The 17,651-nt window shown below is 54.3% G+C and carries 16 protein-coding genes and 1 pseudogene; 7 read left to right on the top strand and 10 right to left on the bottom strand.

The features are described from left to right. The first annotated feature begins 1 nt into the window (after position 1). Positions 2-1,366, top strand: a complete 1,365-nt coding sequence (gene mnmE, locus ACA373_RS16900) for a tRNA uridine-5-carboxymethylaminomethyl(34) synthesis GTPase MnmE (RefSeq protein ID WP_370734849.1) — start codon at positions 2-4, stop codon at positions 1,364-1,366. A gap of 389 nt (positions 1,367-1,755) precedes the next feature. Next, positions 1,756-2,334, top strand: coding sequence for a hypothetical protein (locus ACA373_RS16895; protein WP_253456791.1), 579 nt, complete (start codon positions 1,756-1,758; stop codon positions 2,332-2,334). A gap of 47 nt (positions 2,335-2,381) precedes the next feature. Here the strand turns inward: ACA373_RS16895 and ACA373_RS16890 are convergent, their stop codons facing one another. Both ACA373_RS16890 and ACA373_RS16885 read right to left on the bottom strand, forming a co-directional pair. Beyond that, on the bottom strand, positions 2,382-4,478 hold the full coding sequence (locus ACA373_RS16890) for a peptidase domain-containing ABC transporter (RefSeq protein ID WP_301730564.1): 2,097 nt from the start codon (positions 4,476-4,478) through the stop codon (positions 2,382-2,384). Next, complete coding sequence (locus ACA373_RS16885) at positions 4,459-5,757, bottom strand: HlyD family secretion protein (RefSeq protein ID WP_370734848.1); 1,299 nt, start codon at positions 5,755-5,757, stop codon at positions 4,459-4,461. The genes ACA373_RS16890 and ACA373_RS16885 overlap by 20 nt, the downstream gene beginning before the upstream one ends. Before the next feature lie 409 nt (positions 5,758-6,166). Here ACA373_RS16885 and ACA373_RS16880 point away from each other — a divergent pair, with 409 nt between their 5' ends. Next, positions 6,167-6,898: a 4'-phosphopantetheinyl transferase superfamily protein gene (locus tag ACA373_RS16880; protein ID WP_253456800.1), complete on the top strand. Its 732-nt coding sequence runs from the start codon at positions 6,167-6,169 to the stop codon at positions 6,896-6,898. Between the two features lie 36 nt (positions 6,899-6,934). Here ACA373_RS16880 and ACA373_RS16875 read toward each other — a convergent pair whose 3' ends face one another. Further along, the gene (locus ACA373_RS16875) at positions 6,935-8,248 is read right to left on the bottom strand and encodes an NCS2 family permease (RefSeq protein ID WP_125289191.1); all 1,314 of its coding nucleotides are present in this window, start codon (positions 8,246-8,248) and stop codon (positions 6,935-6,937) included. A 207-nt stretch (positions 8,249-8,455) separates the two neighbouring features. On the opposite strand from ACA373_RS16875, the gene yieH reads away from it, so the two are divergent. Continuing rightward, the gene (gene yieH / locus ACA373_RS16870) at positions 8,456-9,118 is read left to right on the top strand and encodes a 6-phosphogluconate phosphatase (protein ID WP_253456803.1); all 663 of its coding nucleotides are present in this window, start codon (positions 8,456-8,458) and stop codon (positions 9,116-9,118) included. A gap of 34 nt (positions 9,119-9,152) precedes the next feature. Here the strand turns inward: yieH and ACA373_RS16865 are convergent, their stop codons facing one another. The 6 genes from ACA373_RS16865 to pstS form a co-directional block, all read right to left on the bottom strand. Beyond that, positions 9,153-10,379, bottom strand: a complete 1,227-nt coding sequence (locus tag ACA373_RS16865; protein ID WP_301251615.1) for an MFS transporter — start codon at positions 10,377-10,379, stop codon at positions 9,153-9,155. A 91-nt stretch (positions 10,380-10,470) separates the two neighbouring features. After that, a complete protein-coding gene (phoU, locus tag ACA373_RS16860) occupies positions 10,471-11,202 on the bottom strand; it encodes a phosphate signaling complex protein PhoU (protein WP_253456809.1) in 732 nt (243 codons plus the stop codon). Positions 11,203-11,219: 17 nt separating this feature from the next. Next, positions 11,220-11,990, bottom strand: a complete 771-nt coding sequence (gene pstB, locus ACA373_RS16855) for a phosphate ABC transporter ATP-binding protein PstB (protein ID WP_125289188.1) — start codon at positions 11,988-11,990, stop codon at positions 11,220-11,222. Positions 11,991-12,032: 42 nt separating this feature from the next. Continuing rightward, the gene (gene pstA, locus ACA373_RS16850) at positions 12,033-12,920 is read right to left on the bottom strand and encodes a phosphate ABC transporter permease PstA (RefSeq protein WP_253456812.1); all 888 of its coding nucleotides are present in this window, start codon (positions 12,918-12,920) and stop codon (positions 12,033-12,035) included. After that, positions 12,917-13,879, bottom strand: coding sequence for a phosphate ABC transporter permease PstC (pstC, locus tag ACA373_RS16845; RefSeq protein ID WP_253456815.1), 963 nt, complete (start codon positions 13,877-13,879; stop codon positions 12,917-12,919). Before pstC ends, pstA begins: the two co-directional genes overlap by 4 nt. Before the next feature lie 69 nt (positions 13,880-13,948). Next, positions 13,949-14,989, bottom strand: a complete 1,041-nt coding sequence (gene pstS / locus ACA373_RS16840) for a phosphate ABC transporter substrate-binding protein PstS (RefSeq protein ID WP_301251589.1) — start codon at positions 14,987-14,989, stop codon at positions 13,949-13,951. Positions 14,990-15,409: 420 nt separating this feature from the next. On the opposite strand from pstS, the gene ACA373_RS16835 reads away from it, so the two are divergent. Continuing rightward, positions 15,410-15,835, top strand: coding sequence for a hypothetical protein (locus ACA373_RS16835; RefSeq protein WP_253456821.1), 426 nt, complete (start codon positions 15,410-15,412; stop codon positions 15,833-15,835). A 45-nt stretch (positions 15,836-15,880) separates the two neighbouring features. Here ACA373_RS16835 and ACA373_RS16830 read toward each other — a convergent pair. After that, positions 15,881-16,124, bottom strand: a pseudogene (locus ACA373_RS16830) (glutamine--fructose-6-phosphate aminotransferase); the annotation flags it as partial. 186 nt (positions 16,125-16,310) lie between these two features. On the opposite strand from ACA373_RS16830, the gene ACA373_RS16825 reads away from it, so the two are divergent. Both ACA373_RS16825 and ACA373_RS16820 read left to right on the top strand, forming a co-directional pair. Continuing rightward, positions 16,311-17,147, top strand: coding sequence for a YPO3983 family protein (locus tag ACA373_RS16825; RefSeq protein ID WP_370734847.1), 837 nt, complete (start codon positions 16,311-16,313; stop codon positions 17,145-17,147). Beyond that, on the top strand, positions 17,144-17,611 hold the full coding sequence (locus ACA373_RS16820; RefSeq protein WP_370734846.1) for a DUF943 family protein: 468 nt from the start codon (positions 17,144-17,146) through the stop codon (positions 17,609-17,611). Before ACA373_RS16825 ends, ACA373_RS16820 begins: the two co-directional genes overlap by 4 nt. Positions 17,612-17,651: the final 40 nt, after the last annotated feature.

Raw genomic sequence — 17,651 nt, 5'->3', positions numbered from 1 at the left:
CATGAGTCATAGCGAGACTATCGTCGCCCAGGCGACGCCGCCAGGCCGCGGTGGCGTGGGTATTCTGCGCGTTTCCGGCCCCAAAGCCGCCGAGGTGGCCCAGGCGCTGCTGGGCAAGCTGCCGAAGCCCCGCTACGCCGACTATCTGCCCTTCCGCGACGCCGATAGCACCACGCTGGATCAGGGAATTGCGCTCTGGTTCCCCGGCCCGAATTCCTTTACCGGCGAAGACGTGCTGGAGCTGCAGGGCCACGGCGGGCCGGTAATTCTGGATCTGCTGCTGAAGCGCATTGTGGCTATTCCCGGCGTGCGTATCGCTCGTCCCGGCGAGTTCTCCGAGCGCGCCTTCCTTAACGACAAGCTCGATCTGGCGCAGGCGGAGGCTATTGCCGATCTGATTGACGCCAGTTCGGAGCAGGCGGCACGCTCGGCGCTGAACTCGCTTCAGGGCGCTTTTTCGCTACGCGTCAACACGCTGGTGGAAGCACTTACTCACCTGCGCATCTACGTGGAAGCCGCGATTGATTTTCCCGACGAGGAGATAGACTTCCTGTCGGACGGCAAAATCGAAGCCCAGCTGAATCAGGTGATAGCCGATCTGGACGGCGTGCGCGCCGAAGCGCGTCAGGGCAGCCTGCTGCGCGAAGGCATGAAGGTGGTGATTGCCGGCCGCCCCAACGCCGGAAAATCCAGCCTGCTCAACGCGCTGGCGGGCCGTGAAGCGGCCATCGTTACCGACATTGCCGGTACCACGCGTGACGTGCTGCGTGAGCATATCCATATCGACGGGATGCCGCTGCATATTATCGATACCGCCGGGCTGCGCGAAGCCAGCGACGAGGTGGAAAGGATCGGTATTGAGCGTGCCTGGCATGAAATCGAGCAGGCCGACCGCGTGCTGTTTATGGTTGACGGCACCACCACCGGCGCGACCGAACCGGCGGAAATCTGGCCGGACTTTATCGCCCGTCTGCCCGCCAGCCTGCCGATTACCGTGGTGCGCAACAAAGCGGATGTTACAGGCGAAACGCTGGGGCTGACGCAAGTAAACGATCACTCACTTATTCGTCTCTCCGCGCGTACGGGTGAAGGCGTTGAGGTGCTACGCGAGCATCTGAAGGAAACGATAGGCTTTGCAGGCAATACCGAAGGCGGCTTCCTGGCGCGCCGTCGCCATCTTCAGGCGCTGGAGTTAGCGGCCGTTCACTTACTTCAGGGCAAAGAGCAGCTGCTGGGCGCCAAAGCGGGCGAGCTGCTGGCGGAAGAGCTGCGCGTCGCGCAGCAGGCGTTAAGCGAGATCACCGGCGAGTTCACCTCCGACGATCTGCTGGGACGGATTTTCTCCAGTTTTTGTATTGGTAAATAATCATTTAAAATGGTGCTCCTGCTGTGGGCACCGTTTTTATTTATATTTCACTCCCACCTGAACTTATATCTTTTTACTTTCACTCATTAAGACAGAATAATTTTTTACCATTACTCAGACGAATGTCGCAATTTTTTAGCGTTAAAGTAATTATTATTGCATCAGCTTCACTTATGCATTCAGGCCAGACAAAGCGGTGAGATACCGCCGGGATAATTTATTAATATAAAGAAAGAAATTAATATTTTTATTGTATTTATACAATAAAAACAATGAATTACATAGAATACTCATAAAGAAAGGAGGCTGTATTTTATAGGGAAGAATAAGTTAAAAACACCTTACAAATAAAGATAAATTTTCCATATGATATATTAAGGACAATCCTCATGAAAAAAACCTTCATTAATGGCCTGGCCGCACTATTTTTTTGCTCTGTTACTATGACGGCCTGTGCAGCTGATGACACGACGCTAAATTGTAAAAATTCGAGTACGATAACAGCGCTTAATTTAAAAACATTAGGCTTGAAATTATCGGCAGATACGCCTGTCGACACCGTAATCTATAGCGGAAAAATGGACGTAAAATTTAATTGTGCGTTAGATCAGCTTAAGCAGTATGGGCAAGACGCGGAAGTCTACTTCAAACGTAATGCTGCAGGCGAGTTGGGGTATGGGCTGACCATTTATGTTGGCTACGGCGATACCGAGCCGGGAGCAGCCCCCGTTAATATCCCTACGGGGAAAAAAGTTTCTACCTATGCCTATACCAGCGGCGGCACAGTGGGTACCTATACGGAGGTTGAACTTTCCGTTCCCTTTAAAATTGTCAGAACCGCTATGTCAACAGCGCCCTATTCGGCGTTGAGAAACTATGTTAATCCGTTTGCTGTCGGGTCTAAAATCCCCGGCACAGATTTGCAGTTTCAGGTCAATAACATCAAAAAAGCGATTACCTTAGAATAAGGGCAACATAGAAAACGCCTGTAATTACAGGCGTTTTTTGCTAAAGCTTACAGCTCAATCACCCTGTCCGCGCTGGCGATAGTCGAAGGCCGGTGCGCGATAAAGATCCGGGTGATTTTCAGCGCCGCCACGGAAGCATTGATATGCGCCTCGTTAGCCAGATCCAGATGGCTGGTCGCCTCATCCAGAAACAGGATGTTGGGCCGTCGATATAAGGCTCGGGCAATCAGCAAGCGCTGCTTCTGTCCGCCCGACAGGCTGCCGCCCAGCTCGCTAATCAGCGTCTCGTAGCCCATCGGCATCGCGCTAATTTCCTCATGAATATTGCAGTCCATGGCGCAGCGGATAATACGCTCCATATCCTTCTCGCCGTCAAAGCTGGCGATGTTCTCAGCGATGGATCCGGCAAACAGCTTGTCTTCCTGCAATACGCAGGCGATACATTCCCGATAGTTATTCAGCCCGATATTGTTGATATTCAGGCCGTTGATCAGGATTTCGCCCTCGGCAGGCGCCAGCAGGCCGGACATGACCTTCATCAGCGTGGTTTTGCCAATGCCGGAAGGCCCGACAATCGCCACGCTCTCGCCGGCCTCGACGATGATATTCAGCCCGCTGAAAATCGGTTTCGACAGTTTGTCATACTGATAGGTGACGCCGCGCGCCTCAAAGCTGGCCGGTTCGCCCGAGGCGACCAGCGCCCGGCCCGGCTGGCTTTCTTCCGCGTCGGTAAAGACGATGTCCGCTACCCTGTCGCTGTGCAGCGTCAGCATTTTCAGCTGTAGCACCATATTGATCAGGCTGGCGGCCCGGTCGGAAAACTGGCCGCGATAGGCGTTAAAGGCGACAAACATACCCAGCGTCATTTGACCATCGATCACCATCGAGGCGCCAAGCCACAGGATCACTACCTGGTCGATGGTGCTGATAAACGTGTTTACGCCGCCAAACAGCAGATCGAGTCGGGTCAGGCGAATATTAGCGTTGGTGGTGTCGATATTCAGATTCAGCCAGAACTGCGCTCGCTTGGCGGTTATGCCCAGCGCTTTTAACGTGCCGATGCCGTAAAGGCTTTCCATAAAATGCGAGCTGGCCCGCGCGCCTTTCACAATCTGCTCTTCCTGCGCCTGCCGATAGCGCTGCCAGGTCGCCAGGCGCAGCAGCATATACAGCGCCGTAAAGCCCAGCACGACCCATACCAGCCAGCCGCCGTACAGGAACATCATGATAAACACGCCAATCGACATCAGCGAGTCGATAATGCCGTTCACCAGGCTGCTGGTTAACGTGTTGCGGATCACGTCCAGCGAGCCAAAGCGGGACTGAATATCGCCAAGCTTGCGCTTCTCAAAATAGTTGAGCGGCAGATTAAGCAAATGATCGAACATGCCCGCTTTCCACTGTACGTCGATCAGCGATCCCATCACCAGCGATGTCCAGGCGCGCAGCATACTGACGAAGGCGCGGAACAGGATAAAGCCCAGTAGCCCGATACAGATCAGCGACAGCAAATCGTGGTCTTCCGCGATAATCACATGATCCATCACCAGCTGCGTGCCTACCGGCATCAGCAGGTTAACCGCTTCTATCACCAGCGAAAGGCAGAAGATTTTGGCCAGGAAGCCCGGCAGCCCGCTGACGTTTTTCATCATCGTGGTAAAGCTCAGGCTGCTGCGTTGTTTAATGCGGGAGAACTCGCTGTCTGGCCAAACTTCCAGCGCCACGCCGGAAAAGTGCTGGGACATTTCCGCCAGCCCGACAACACGCCGGCCAAAGGCCGGATCGTGCAGGATAAAGCGCGAGCCTTTAACGGCAACCAGCACCACGAAGTGGCTCATATCCCAGTGCAGCAGACAGGGCGTTTTCAGCTGTTTCAGCTCGTCCAGATCCAGCGCCAGCGGTCGCGTTTTCAGCTTCAGCTGCCTGCCGATGTCGATCAGCACGGCCAGCGTAGCGCCATGTGAAGAGATGCCAAATCGGCTGCGCAAATTAAACAGGTCAATATCCATGCCGTGATAGCGGCAGGCCATGACCAGACAGGCCAGGCCGCATTCTGCCGCTTCGGTTTGCAACACGACCGGCACTTTGCGCCGAAAGCTGAAATTCAGCCGACGCAGGAGAGTGTCAAACAGAGGATCGTTCATTTACAGGCCCGCTAATGCTTTTTTTGAGGTCATAGTAAGGCGACAGCATCCACTGCCAGAGAGGCCGTTTTTCCAGAAACAGCGTGGCCTGCGCTTTCATGCCGCTGGAGAGCGCCAGGGGCTTGCCCTGATAGCTGAAGCGGCTCTCTTCAAGCGACACGATTACCTTGTAATAGGGTTCGATGACGCCGTCGGTGCGCGGAAGCGTGTTGTACTTGCCCATTTCCTGATAGGAAGCCGGCACGTTGGAAATGGACAGGATGCGGCCCGGAAACTGGCCATATTTCTCGAAGGGGAACGCTTCATAACGCAGGTTGATGGCGTCGCCAGGATGGACATAGGGCATGCTGGTGTTGGGCAGCCACAGCATCAGGTAATAACGGTTGCTGCTGGCGGGCGTCAGCTGGGCCAGGCTGTCGCCAGGGCTGACCATTTGCCCTTCCGTCACGCTCATATTTTCAATTTTGCCGTCGCTCGGCGCGGTAATAAACAGCGTGCCGCTGGCGTCCACCTCCGCCAGCTGGCGCATCAGATCGCTGCGCTGCGCCTGATATTGCGAAATCTGGTTGTCATATTCGATCCCCCTGGTCAGCAGCTCGCTCTCCAGGCTGCTAATCTGCAAAGCTTCCTGAATAACCTGCGTATTCAGGCTCTGCCAGGCATTCTGCTGCTGATAAAAAAGATAGCGCTGATTGGCAAACTGCTCTTTGTTAATCAAACCCTTACGTAAGTAATCACCGTAACTCGTCATGCTTTTCCGCATTTCGCTCAGGCCGTTTCCGGCTTCAAAAATCAGCGTCTGCGATTTTTGATGCGCCGCCTGGTACTGCGCCAGCTGATGCTGCAAATTCTTCAGCGTGGCCGCTTTGTTTTTCTGAAGCCGGGCGATAATCGTTTCCGATAGCGCAATCTGTTGATTAATCGCAGCGATCGAACGGACGCTGACGTTGCCGGTCAAGGTAATCCGGCTGACGTCGATTTGATAAAGCCGAGCGCCCTTTTTTACGCGCTGCCCGGTTTCAGCCCAGGTTTTGGTAATAAACCCCTGCTGTGGTGCAAGGATGGTGATGGCGTGCGGCAACGAGATCACCTCGCCGTTGACGTTAATTCGGCGGGTAAAGGTGCCGTAAAGAATAAACATCAGCAGCAAAATAAAGAACAGCATTGACGCCAGAGCGACGGCCCAGGCGGGATAGCCGGAGGTTAACAACGCCTTACCCAGCCATTTCGTCTTCAGATGCTGCACCGCTTCCATGCGAAATAAAGGTTTGTTTTCCATAACATTCTTAGCGTTTGATTATAAAAGATTTATTAGCACTTACTGATGAAGTGAATAAAATCCGGCCTTCCGTGCCTGGCAGAGGAAAGTACACTATTTCCCGTACGACAATCAACTTCAATTTAAAATTGAAAATAACAACAATATTTAATTCTACTACACTAATTTATTGGAATTCTTCTGCACTCCCTTTAGCAATTATATATTGGCATTACAGGAAATTATTAAACTTAAATAAGACAATGAAGATATTAAAAAGCCATGTAAAAAGAATATTGACGATGAGAACCACACGCGCATTCGTTAATATTAATCCTAATTTAGAGGTAAAACGGGAAAGTTACGTGTCACGCGCTAAGAAAATTCTTACAATAATAACGCGTTTTCACCCATTTTCACGGAGCGACAGATGGCCAGCCATTTCGCACGCTGGATCCTGACGGATACCCGCGTCCCGGTACACCAGCTTTCTCAACAGATAACAGAAAGCGCCAGTAACCTACCGGAAAGACGGCGGACGCGCTTTCTGGTGGCCCGTATGCTGCTGGCGGAAATGCTGCTGCGCCTTTATGGCATTTCGCCGCTGCCTGAAATCCGGCTCTCACCAAACGGACGTCCCCACTTTGCCGATGCGCAGCTGCCCGATTTCAGCATCGCCTACGCAGGCAATATCGTTGGTGTACTGCTGGCCGGAGAAGACGGCAGCGTCGGGCTGGATATGGAAATCGTCCGCGCCCACAGCCGCCAGACGCTGGAGCGATATTCACGTGAAATTTCTCCGGCCGAAAAAGCCTGGATACTGGCCCAGACCGATCCCGATGAGGCGGCCACCCAGCTCTGGACGATGCGGCAAAGCATACTAAAGCTGTCCGATAACCCGGAAAAAGATTCGCTGAGGCTGCATCCCGCGTCCGGGCGGCTACGCTCGCTGTTGCAGCCGCAGACAGAAGCCTTTTCCGACGTTGAGCCGCTGATTATCTGGTCTTGCGCCCATTCATCGGGCTGTGAGCGGCTCTCGCTGTGGGAAGTGGACAACGCGCGCTGGAAAGGCCTGCAGGATATTCCTGCCACGGGACAGAAGATGGGGCCGCGCGCGCTGCGGCTGGTGAGCCTGCCGCCGGAAAAAGCAATCGCGCTTTAGCGCGGCGAAAAAAAACGGGCCAGCGGCCCGTTCAGATTAGTGCGCGTCGATAAAGACAATTTTTAACACAAACAGGATCGCCACGACGATGACGCACGGCGAAATTTCACGCCAGCGGCCCGTGCCCAGCTTCATCACGCAGTAAGAAATAAAGCCCAGCGCAATCCCTTCGGTAATAGAAAAACTGAACGGCATCATCACGGTGGTAACAAAGGCCGGCACCGCTTCGGTCAGGTCGTCCCACTTGACGCGCGCCAGGCTGGAGGTCATCAGCACGCCTACGTAGATCAGTGCGCCTGCGGCAGCGTAAGCCGGCACCATGCCCGCCAGCGGCGACAGGAACATCACCAGTAGAAACAGCACGCCCGTCACCACGGCCACCAGGCCCGTGCGTCCGCCAATAGAAACGCCGGAGGAGCTTTCGATATAGGCGGTAACGGAAGAAGTACCGATGTAAGCGCCCGCTACCGAACTGATGCTGTCGACGTAAAGCGCCTGCTTCATGCGCGGAAACGTGCCTTTTTCATCGGTCAGGCCCGCTTTATCCGTTACGCCAATCAGCGTGCCAGAAGAGTCAAACAGGTTTACCAGCATAAAGGAGAAGATGATCCCCGCCATGCCGACGTTCAGCGACCCTTTCAGATCGACTTCGCCCAGAATGGACGTAATGCCCGTAGGCATAGAGAACACGCCGCCATACTTCACGTCGCCCAGCGCCAGGCCGATCAGCGTAGTCACCACAATGGAAACCAGCACTGCAATATGAATATTGCGGGAAGCCAGCACGGCAATAATAAAGAAGCCCAGCGCGCCCAGCAGGACGCTGTGGGAGGTCAGATCGCCTACCGCCACCAGCGTTTCTTTATTGGGCACCACGATCCCGGCGTTTTTCAGGCCGATCATCGCGATAAACAGGCCAATACCGGCAGTAATACCCACGCGCAGGCTGACCGGGATATTGGAAATCATCCAGTAGCGAATGCGGAAAAGGGTCAGCAACAGCAGCCCTACGGCGCCCCAGAAGATGGCGCCCATGCCGGTCTGCCAGGAGACGCCCATCGCGCCGACGACCACGAAAGCAAAAAAGGCGTTCAGGCCCATTGCGGGCGCAAGCGCTACCGGCAGGTTGGCGACCAGCCCCATCAGAATACTGCCTCCGGCGGCGATCAGGCAGGTCGTCACGAATACCGCCTGGGTATTCATGCCCGCCACGCCGAGGATCTGCGGATTCACGAACACGATATAGACCATGGTCAGGAAGGTGGTAAAACCGGCAATCACTTCCGTACGCACCGTCGTGCCGTGTTCCTGTAGTTTGAAGATCCGCTGCAGTAGACCTGAGTTGTTCATATAAGATTCCAAAACGGAGAAAAGTTATCGTCGGCTATCCTAAACGATAAATTTTAATTTGCCAGACGGCGCCAGAGTTTTTTCGCAACCGATTGCGCCTTGTTAGCCCTGACTTCAGCGCCGTTAACGTAAAATTCATCTTTTCCGGTCGCGTTTTACCTTTCCACGCGTAAAGTAAAAGCACGCCCCTTCGTTAAGGATGAACCGATGTCTGTTAGCTGTATCTTTTTTGATTGCGACGGCACGCTGGTGGACAGCGAGCTGCTTTGTACCCAGGCCTATGTCAATACGTTTGCGCGCTACGGCGTCGAGCTGTCGCTGCAGGAGATGTTTGAAAAATATAAGGGCGTAAAGCTCTATGACATTATTGCCGACGTGACCGCTGAACATCATCTCAGCGCCGATGTCACGGAGCTGGAGCCGGCTTACCGTCAGGAAGTGGCGCGCCTTTTTGAGCAACAGCTACAGCCGATTGCGGGCGCGAAAGCCCTGCTGGCGCAGATTAGCGTGCCGATGTGCGTGGTATCGAACGGCACCGTGCCGAAAATGCAGCATTCGCTGGGATTAACCGGGATGCTCGACTATTTTGATGACCGGTTGTACAGCGGCTATACGATTTCACGCTGGAAGCCCGATCCCGCGCTGATGGCATACGCGGCGGAACAGATGGCGATCCCGCTGGCGCAGTGCATCCTGGTGGATGATTCCGAAGCGGGCGCCAAAGCAGGCATCGCGGCGGGTATCCCGGTGTTCTATTACTGCGCGGACGCCCACAACAGGCCGCTGGATCATCCGCTGGTGACGCCTTTTGACGATATGGCGCAGCTGCCGGAGCTGTGGCGGCAAAAAGGCTGGCAACTGACGCGCTGAGCAGGCACTCCGCGCCAGGCGGCGCGGACACCGTTTAGCCGATCGCGCCCAGCGTATCTTCGCTGCCCTGCTTTTTCGGCAGTAAAAACAGCGTGGCGAAGATATCCAGCAGGTAAATCAGCGCCAGCAGCGTAATCGCTGCCGTAAAGGAGAACTGCATCGCCAGCAGTCCGATAACCAGCGGGCCAAAACCGCCGACGCCGCGGCCCAGGTTAAATAAGACGTTTTGCGCCGTAGCTCTGACCTGCACGGGATAGGTGTCTGAGATCAGCGCGCCGTAGCCGCCGATCATGCCGTTGACGAACATCCCCATCACGGCGCCCGCAAACAGCATCATCATCGGATCGCGTAGCTGGGCGTATGCCACCACCATCACGACCGCACCAGCCTGATAAAGCAGGAAAATCTTCCAGCGGGCAAAGCGATCGGCCAGCATGCCGAACAGCCAGATACCCAACGTCATGCCCACGACCGTGACCGCCGTCCACAGCCCCGATTTGGTCAGCGAGAAGCCAAAGCGGCTGGAAAGGTAAGCCGGCATCCAAATCATCAAGCCGTAGTAGCCAAAGTTCTGTACCGAGCACAGGATAAAAATCCCCAGGCTGGCCTTAGTCGTGGCGGCATCTTTACACAGCAGCTTCAGCCTGGCGGCGAACGATAAGCCCTGATGGACATCCACATGCCGCGTAAAGCCTTCCGGCTCGCCCAGGCCGCGCCGGATAAAAAATGATGCGGCGGCAGGCAGCAGCCCGACCAGGAACATGCCGCGCCAGCCGATGTAGGTTAACAGCAGCGGGGTAATAAAAGCGGCCAGCAGCACGCCAAGCTGCCAGCCGATGCCGACCCAGGCGGAAGCGCGGTTACGCTTGTTGGCGGGCCAGGCTTCGGCAATCAGCGCCATGCCGATGCCAAACTCGCCGCCCAGCCCCACGCCCGCCAGCGTGCGGTACGCCAGCAGATCCCAGTAGCCCTGCGCAAAGGCGCAAAGCCCGGTAAACACGGAAAACATCAGGATGGTAAAGGTCAGCACGCGGATCCGGCCCAGCTTGTCGCTGAGATGGCCGAACACGACGCCGCCGATCACCGCGCCAATCAGCGTCCAGGTGACCAGCGAGCCTGCCTGCGAGGGATCGAGCGCCAGAGAAAGGCTGATGGCGGGCAGCATAAACCCGAGGATCAGCAGATCGAAGCCGTCCATTGCGTAGCCGCTGATCGCCGCCAGCATCGCTTTGCCTGGCGTTACGCCTTTTTTTTGTTGCATCACGGGAGTTCCTTGCCGGTGTGAAGTGCGGCAAGTATAAATTACGAGCGCCGCCAGACCAACTTAAAGCGTCAGACCGGCAGCGCGATGGTCAGACCGGCTTGTCGTCACTTTCGCCGGTGAGCAGCTCGTCCAGCTTGTCGCCGCCAACGTGACGGAAGTCCTGACCTTTCACGAAATAGAAGATGATTTCACAGATATTCTGGCAGCGATCGCCAATACGCTCGATAGCGCGCGCGCAGAACAGCGCGGTCAGCACGCTGGGAATGGTGCGCGGATCTTCCATCATATAGGTCATCAGCTGACGCACGATGCCCTCATATTCCTGGTCGACCTTTTTATCTTCCCGATAGATTTCAATAGCCGCATTGAGATCCATGCGCGCAAAAGCATCCAGCACGTCGTGCAGCATCTGAATGGTGTGATAGCCCAGCGATTCCAGATTTACCAGCAGCGACTGGTGCTGCTGGCCAAATTTTTCCAGCGCCGTGCGGCTGATTTTTTCCGCCACGTCGCCAATGCGCTCCAGCTCGGAAATGGTTTTGATGATCGCCATCACCAGACGCAGGTCGCTGGCGGTCGGCTGGCGCTTGGCGATAATGCGCACGCACGCCTCGTCAATCGACACCTCCATCATGTTGACCTTCTGGTCGCCATCGATCACCCGCTGCGCCAGCTCGGCATCCTGGTTGTGCATCGCGACGATGGCGTCCGTCAGCTGTTTTTCCACCATGCCGCCCATCGTCATCACCTGGGTGCGGATGTGCTCCAGCTCGGCGTTGAACTGCCCGGAGATATGTTTATTCAGATTGAGATTATCCATGCGTTTCTCCAGTCAACTTAACCATAGCGGCCAGTGATATAGTCTTCGGTTTGTTTTTGGTGCGGTTTGGTAAACAGCGTATCCGTATCGCTGAACTCAATCAGCTCGCCCAGATACATAAAGGCCGTATGGTCGGAACAGCGCGCGGCCTGCTGCATGTTATGCGTGACGATTACCACGGTGTAATCCTGCTTCAGCTCGGTGATCAGCTCTTCGATACGGCCAGTGGAAATAGGATCCAGCGCGGAGCACGGCTCGTCCAGCAGCAGCACCTCCGGCCGAATAGCAATGCCGCGAGCGATGCAAAGGCGCTGCTGCTGGCCGCCGGAAAGGCTGTAGCCGCTCTGCTGCAGCTTGTCTTTGGTTTCCGTCCACAGCGCTGCTTTGGTCAGCGCCCATTGTACGCGCTCATCCATTTCGGCACGGGAAAGTTTTTCGAACAGGCGCACGCCGAAAGCGATGTTATCGTAAATCGACATCGGGAACGGCGTTGGTTTCTGGAACACCATGCCGACGCGCGCGCGCAGCAGGGCGATATCCTGGCTGGCGGTCAGGATGTTTTCGCCATCCAGCAGGATCTCGCCTTCCGCGCGCTGTTCCGGATAGAGCGAAAACATCTTGTTAAACGTGCGCAGCAGCGTCGATTTACCGCAGCCCGACGGGCCGATAAAAGCGGTGACCTGGTTTTTAGCAATATCCAGATTGATATTCTTCAGCGCATGAAATTTTCCATAGTAAAAGTTCAAATCACGAACCTGGATCATATTGCCGGAAGTGTTGTCAGCCATTCTTTTTCTCGCTTATACGCGCCGCCGCAGCCGCGCGTTAGATCAGTGTTTGCTTTTGGCAAAAATCACGCGCGCCAGAATATTTAAAATCAGCACGCAGACGGTAATCAGCAGCACGCCTGCCCAGGCCAGGCTTTGCCATTCGGCAAACGGGCTCATGGCGAATTTAAAAATCGTCACCGGCAGGTTAGCCAGCGGCTGCAGCATATCGGTGCTCCAGAACTGGTTGGAGAGCGAGGTAAACAGCAGCGGCGCCGTTTCCCCGGCGATACGCGCTATCGCCAGCAGGATGCCGGTAAGAATGCCCGATATCGAAGCCTTCAGCGTAATGGCCGAAATCATTTTCCATTTCGGCGTACCCAGCGCGTATGCCGCTTCGCGCAGGCTGTCCGGCACCAGCTTCAGCATATTTTCCGTGGTGCGAATAACCACGGGGATCTGCAACAGTGCCAGCGCCACCGCGCCCGCCAGGCCAGAAAAGTGCTGCATCTGCGCTACCACCAGCGTGTAGACGAACAGGCCGACCACGATGGAGGGAGCGGAAAGCAGGATATCGTTGATAAAGCGGATCGTTTCCGCCAGCCAGCCTTTACGGCCATATTCCGCCAGATAGATACCGGCCATGATGCCCAGCGGCGTCCCCACGATGGTCGACCAGAAAATCAGCAGGCCGCTGCCCATAATGGCGTTAGCCAGACCGCCGCCGGCCGTATTGGGCGGCGGCGTGTTTTCCGTAAACAGCGCCAGCGTCATGCCGTCCACGCCGCGCGCGATGGTCGCCCAAAGGATCCAAATCAGCCAGAACAGGCCAAACGCCATCGTCAGCAGGGAAAGGGTCAGCGCGATGCGGTTTTTCATCCGCCGCCACGCCTGCATTTTACGGCGGGAGGCTTCCAGCTCCGCGCGGGACTGCATGGCTATCATGCTCATGAGCGTGCTCCTTCACTTTTCGCCAGGCGGATAATCATCAGCTTTGAACAGGCCAGCACGATAAAGGTGATCACAAACAGGATCAGCCCCAGCTCCATCAGCGCGGCGGTATGCACGCCCGATTCCGCTTCGGCGAATTCGTTTGCCAGCGCGGAGGTGATGCTGTTGCCCGGCATAAACAGCGAAGCGCTGTCCAGCTGGTAGGTATTACCGATAATAAAGGTCACCGCCATGGTTTCGCCCAGCGCGCGCCCCAGCCCCAGCATAATGCCGCCGATCACGCCGTTTTTGGTAAACGGCAGCACGATGCGCCAGATCACTTCCCAGGTGGTGCAGCCGATGCCGTAAGCGGACTCTTTCATCATCACCGGGGTCTGCTCGAAAACGTCACGCATCACCGAGGCGATATAAGGAATGATCATGATCGCCAGGATAATCCCGGCAGCCAGAATGCCGATGCCAAAAGCCGGGCCGGAGAACAGCGAGCCGACAATAGGCACGTTGGCCATCAGCTCGCCCAGCGGCGTCTGAAAATAAGTGGCAAACAGCGGAGCGAAGATAAACAGCCCCCACATGCCGTAAACGATGCTGGGGATGGCGGCCAGCAGCTCGATCGCCACGCCTAAAGGACGACGCAGCCAGTTTGGTGCCAGTTCGGTGAGAAACAGCGCGATGCCAAAGCTGACCGGCACGGCGATAACCAGCGCGATAGCAGAGGTCACCAGCGTGCCGTAAATCGGCACCAGCGCGCCGAACTGTTCATTAGGCGCATCCCAGGTTTTGGTCCACAGAAAGGAGAGGCCAAATTTCTGAATGCTGGGCCAGGAAGAGACGATGAGCGAGACAATAATGCCGCCGAGCAGCAGTAAGACAATCAGCGCGGCCAGCTTGACCAGCGCGCCAAAAATGAGGTCACCCTGCTTGCCGGGAGCCTTGAATGTCGGCCTGGATGTAGCCATAAAATTCCCGATAGTGAACGTTTTTGGGCGGCACAGCGGCCGCCCGAAACTTATAGCCGTTTAGTCAGCTTAGTACAGCGCTTTGCCCGAGCTGTCTTTAATATTGGTTTTCCATGCGGCGCGGATCTGCTCTACGACGGAGTCCGGCAGCGCGGCATAGTCCAGGCTGGTGGTGACCTGGGCGCCGTTTTTATAGGCCCAGTCAAAGAACTTCAGTACGGCTGCGCCCTTCTCCGCGTTGGCCTGATCTTTGTGCATCAAAATAAAAGTGGTGGAGGTGATTGGCCAGGCGTTATCGCCTTTCTGGTAGGTCAGATCCTGCGCGAAGGATTTGCTCCAGTCCGCGCCTTTCGCCGCGTCGCTGAAGCTCTGTTCGCCTGGCGCAACGGCTTTGCCGTCGGCATCCAGCAGCTTGGTATAGGCCAGGTTGTTTTGTTTGGCGTAGGCGTATTCCACATAGCCAATCGAGCCAGGCAGACGCTGCACGAAAGCGGCTACGCCGTCGTTGCCTTTGCCGCCCAGGCCGGTTGGCCAGTTAACGGTGTTGCCTTTGCCAACTTTGCTGTTCCAGTCGCTGTTCACCTTCGCCAGATAGCTGGTGAATACAAAGGAGGTGCCGGAACCGTCAGCGCGGCGCACCACGTTGATATTGGCATCCGGCAGTTTGACGCCAGGGTTCAGCTTAGTGATGGCCGGATCGTTCCATTTCTTTACGTTACCGAGGTAGATATCGCCAACGGTTTTGCCATCCAGCGTCAGTTCGCCGGATTTTACGCCGGGAATGTTCACCGCCAGCACCACGCCGCCAATCACGGTTGGAAACTGGAACAGGCCGTTTTTCTGCAAATCTTCTTCTTTCATCGGCGCGTCGGACGCGCCGAAGTCGACGGTCTTAGCAATAATCTGTTTTACGCCGCCGGAAGAACCGATCCCCTGGTAGTTAATCTGCGCGCCTGTTGCTTTGTTGTACTCGGCCGCCCATTTGTTATAGACCGGCGCCGGGAAAGTCCCGCCCGCGCCCGTCAGGTTGTCGGCGGCAAAAGCGGAAACCGCGCTCAGCGACAGCGTAACAGCCACCAAACGAGCCAGGTTTTTTTGCATCAGTGTCATATTCCCTCCAGGGGATAAAGTCAGTCTTTATACTGTTTTAGTATGATTAATGATTGCTGCTGGAGGCAAAATAGGACAGTTTGATGACAGTAAAATGTACACAATATGACAGTTTTGTGACGAACATCTTTTATACAGACATTCCAGAAAAGAGTTGATCGCCTTTGCAATCGCCCTGTTGTTACTTCGCTACGCCAGCAACGCGCGCGGCAGTTGCGTGACCCGGCTTCCGAATCGACGTCGTGTATCTTCCGGAAGCGCCGTCCATTCGTTGCGCTGACTTTTCTCTGCATAAAATTCATTTTTTATCCAATATTTAGCGGCCCTGAGTGGGCTAATATCAAAGCCGAAAACGCGATGGAGGACGATTAATTTTCGCTCTCGTTTATGGAATGAAATACGTTATTAAGGGAAATTTTTATGAAATACACAGCAAAAGTGATTATTGGCAGCCTGCTGCTGGCCGCCACAGCTGGGCTGGCGCAGGCAAATGAGCAACCACCATTATTATCAGGCGATGGTTACCTGTCAGACAGAGATAACCTGGTTGCCTATTCCGATTACAGTAAAGGTTTTTCCCGCTCTTTTCAGATTGGTGACATAAAAGCTCTTATTGACGCTAACAAGACGTTGCAGGAGAAGGTAACGCAGCAGCAGGAGAGGCTTGAAAAGCTTGAGCAGCAGGAAGAAACGAAGAAACTGGATAAACAGCTCCAGGAGCTGAAAAAAAGCGTAGAGGAAAAAGACCGGGCAAACAGGGAAACGCAAGCCACCGTGCAGAGCCTTAAGGATCAAATCAGCGATCTGAAAAGGACGCTGGATGAGGTTAACAACAAAGTGAAATAGCTTTAAAAACGCGCCGATCCTCTGCAGGATCGGCGCGGTAGTCGGTTACTCTACCGTGACCGATTTCGCCAGATTGCGCGGCTGGTCAACGTCGGTGCCTTTAATCAGCGCGACGTGGTAAGAGAGCAGCTGTAGCGGCACGGTGTAGAAGATTGGCGCGATAATCTCTTCCACGTGCGGCAGCGGGATAATACGCATCCCTTCGCTGTTGGCAAAGCCCGCATCCCGATCGGCGAACACGTACAGCAGGCCGCCGCGCGCGCCCCTTTTCAATGTTCCACTTCAGCTTCCCGGCTGAAGCATGTGCCGTCAACGGACAAAGAGTAGATTAGAACATCCGCTATTTTCTCTGCCCGAAACGGCCAAAAATCCGAATTCAGACAGGGAAGCCGCACAGCGTTTATTCTCTGGCTTTTCACCGCGTATTATCCCCTGTAAAGAATGCAACGGACGCTAACACAAGGAGTGTGCCACGATGGCCGGACTGCAATTCCCCTGCACTCTATTCAAAACCCAAAAGCGGATGGACGATTACAGCGCCAGTGATATGCGCTGCGGCGATCTGACCGAAGCACGGTTAAAATCCTATTACGGGCTGGTAGATGTGTCTGCCAAAGCCAATCCTTATACCCTGACGAAAATCACCCCGTTTAATCAGCCACAGTCTATGTTTTACGGCTCCCGTGGAGCTGGCGAGAAAATTACCCGCCAGCAGTGCGCGGCGATCCTGTTTGATGAGTTTCGGGAGCGTTCCCCCTTGTTCTCGGTATATGGGCCTTACCGCCATTTGGCCGAAGAGATGATTACCCACATGCAACACGGCAAAGGTTCACCTTTCAGCAGTGTGAGCCTGAACAGGGCGCTGAAGGAGCATATTTTGTCCGATAACACACCAAACAGCATTCGCTTACGGTTAGGTGAGGCTATTGAAAAATATATTGACTGGAAAAATAAATGTTATCCGGCAAAAGATAAAGAGGAGTTGCGAAAAGCTATTCTTGAAGGAAAACTCCCCAAATTCGACCGCATTCAGGATAGTTTTAATGGTATGGGCATAACTGTCCACGACACCTGGGCAACACACATCACTATCAAATCGCTACAGGTTGATGATGGTAGTTATCGGGCGGTGGTGCATTACAGAATCCAGGATCACTTTGGCCTGGATGTTGACGATATATCAAAATTCAGCTTCAACCTGTTCCGCTTCTTTCGTATCTGGTTTGTGTTGCAGCGATACAACCAGTTTGGTTTTAAGCCTTTTATGACCAACATGGAAGCCGTCATAGAAATTACTGGAGATCGCAAATGAGAGTAAAGAAAAGGAGTCTTATTGCCTTGCTCGCTCTGGCTGTCTGCGTATTGCCTGGTTACTGGCTTTGGCTATCACTGCGTCCGGTGGAAGTTATCGCAGTTCATGATAATGGTAATCATAGCTATGTTTTAGTCAGGAATTTCCCGCAGACCGATATGGGGAAAATAAACTGGTGGCTAAAAAATAAAGATACACTGAAAGAAAAGTATAACATTCCTAACCCCTCATCCTCTGGCTATTTTACTGTTATTTTTTGGAATTTCGGTGAGGGTTATAAAGAAGAAGGAAAATATGACAGGCTTTGTTTTGATGATATGAAAATAAAAATAAATTGCATCGAAAAGGATGCTGTTTTTTCCGTGGATAAAAGCAGGAATTTTGGTACGACTTTCACAGCATACGATGGCGATAATTATCGCTTAGGCCAGAATGGCGACATTATAAAAGTCGGTTCCGATTAGGATTGCGTCTTTCGCAGAGAAGCAGCGACAAAACAATCCT

Source organism: Erwinia sp. STN24 (assembly GCF_041320675.1).
Lineage (GTDB): Bacteria > Pseudomonadota > Gammaproteobacteria > Enterobacterales > Enterobacteriaceae > Erwinia > Erwinia aeris.
Note: the sequence above shows the minus strand (reverse complement) of the source record. Positions and strands in the feature narration are given on the sequence as shown.

Bases quoted from the DNA above. Each gene is read 5' to 3' on its own strand.
- pstS (WP_301251589.1), bottom strand. From the start codon at position 14,989: ATGACACTGATGCAAAAAAACCTGGCTCGTTTGGTGGCTGTTACGCTG.
- ACA373_RS16825 (WP_370734847.1), top strand. From the start codon at position 16,311: ATGGCCGGACTGCAATTCCCCTGCACTCTATTCAAAACCCAAAAGCGG.
- mnmE (WP_370734849.1), top strand. From the start codon at position 2: ATGAGTCATAGCGAGACTATCGTCGCCCAGGCGACGCCGCCAGGCCGC.
- pstC (WP_253456815.1), bottom strand. From the start codon at position 13,879: ATGGCTACATCCAGGCCGACATTCAAGGCTCCCGGCAAGCAGGGTGAC.
- ACA373_RS16885 (WP_370734848.1), bottom strand. From the start codon at position 5,757: ATGGAAAACAAACCTTTATTTCGCATGGAAGCGGTGCAGCATCTGAAG.
- ACA373_RS16865 (WP_301251615.1), bottom strand. From the start codon at position 10,379: ATGCAACAAAAAAAAGGCGTAACGCCAGGCAAAGCGATGCTGGCGGCG.
- ACA373_RS16890 (WP_301730564.1), bottom strand. From the start codon at position 4,478: ATGAACGATCCTCTGTTTGACACTCTCCTGCGTCGGCTGAATTTCAGC.
- pstB (WP_125289188.1), bottom strand. From the start codon at position 11,990: ATGGCTGACAACACTTCCGGCAATATGATCCAGGTTCGTGATTTGAAC.
- ACA373_RS16875 (WP_125289191.1), bottom strand. From the start codon at position 8,248: ATGAACAACTCAGGTCTACTGCAGCGGATCTTCAAACTACAGGAACAC.
- yieH (WP_253456803.1), top strand. From the start codon at position 8,456: ATGTCTGTTAGCTGTATCTTTTTTGATTGCGACGGCACGCTGGTGGAC.
- ACA373_RS16835 (WP_253456821.1), top strand. From the start codon at position 15,410: ATGAAATACACAGCAAAAGTGATTATTGGCAGCCTGCTGCTGGCCGCC.
- ACA373_RS16820 (WP_370734846.1), top strand. From the start codon at position 17,144: ATGAGAGTAAAGAAAAGGAGTCTTATTGCCTTGCTCGCTCTGGCTGTC.
- ACA373_RS16880 (WP_253456800.1), top strand. From the start codon at position 6,167: ATGGCCAGCCATTTCGCACGCTGGATCCTGACGGATACCCGCGTCCCG.
- ACA373_RS16895 (WP_253456791.1), top strand. From the start codon at position 1,756: ATGAAAAAAACCTTCATTAATGGCCTGGCCGCACTATTTTTTTGCTCT.
- pstA (WP_253456812.1), bottom strand. From the start codon at position 12,920: ATGAGCATGATAGCCATGCAGTCCCGCGCGGAGCTGGAAGCCTCCCGC.
- phoU (WP_253456809.1), bottom strand. From the start codon at position 11,202: ATGGATAATCTCAATCTGAATAAACATATCTCCGGGCAGTTCAACGCC.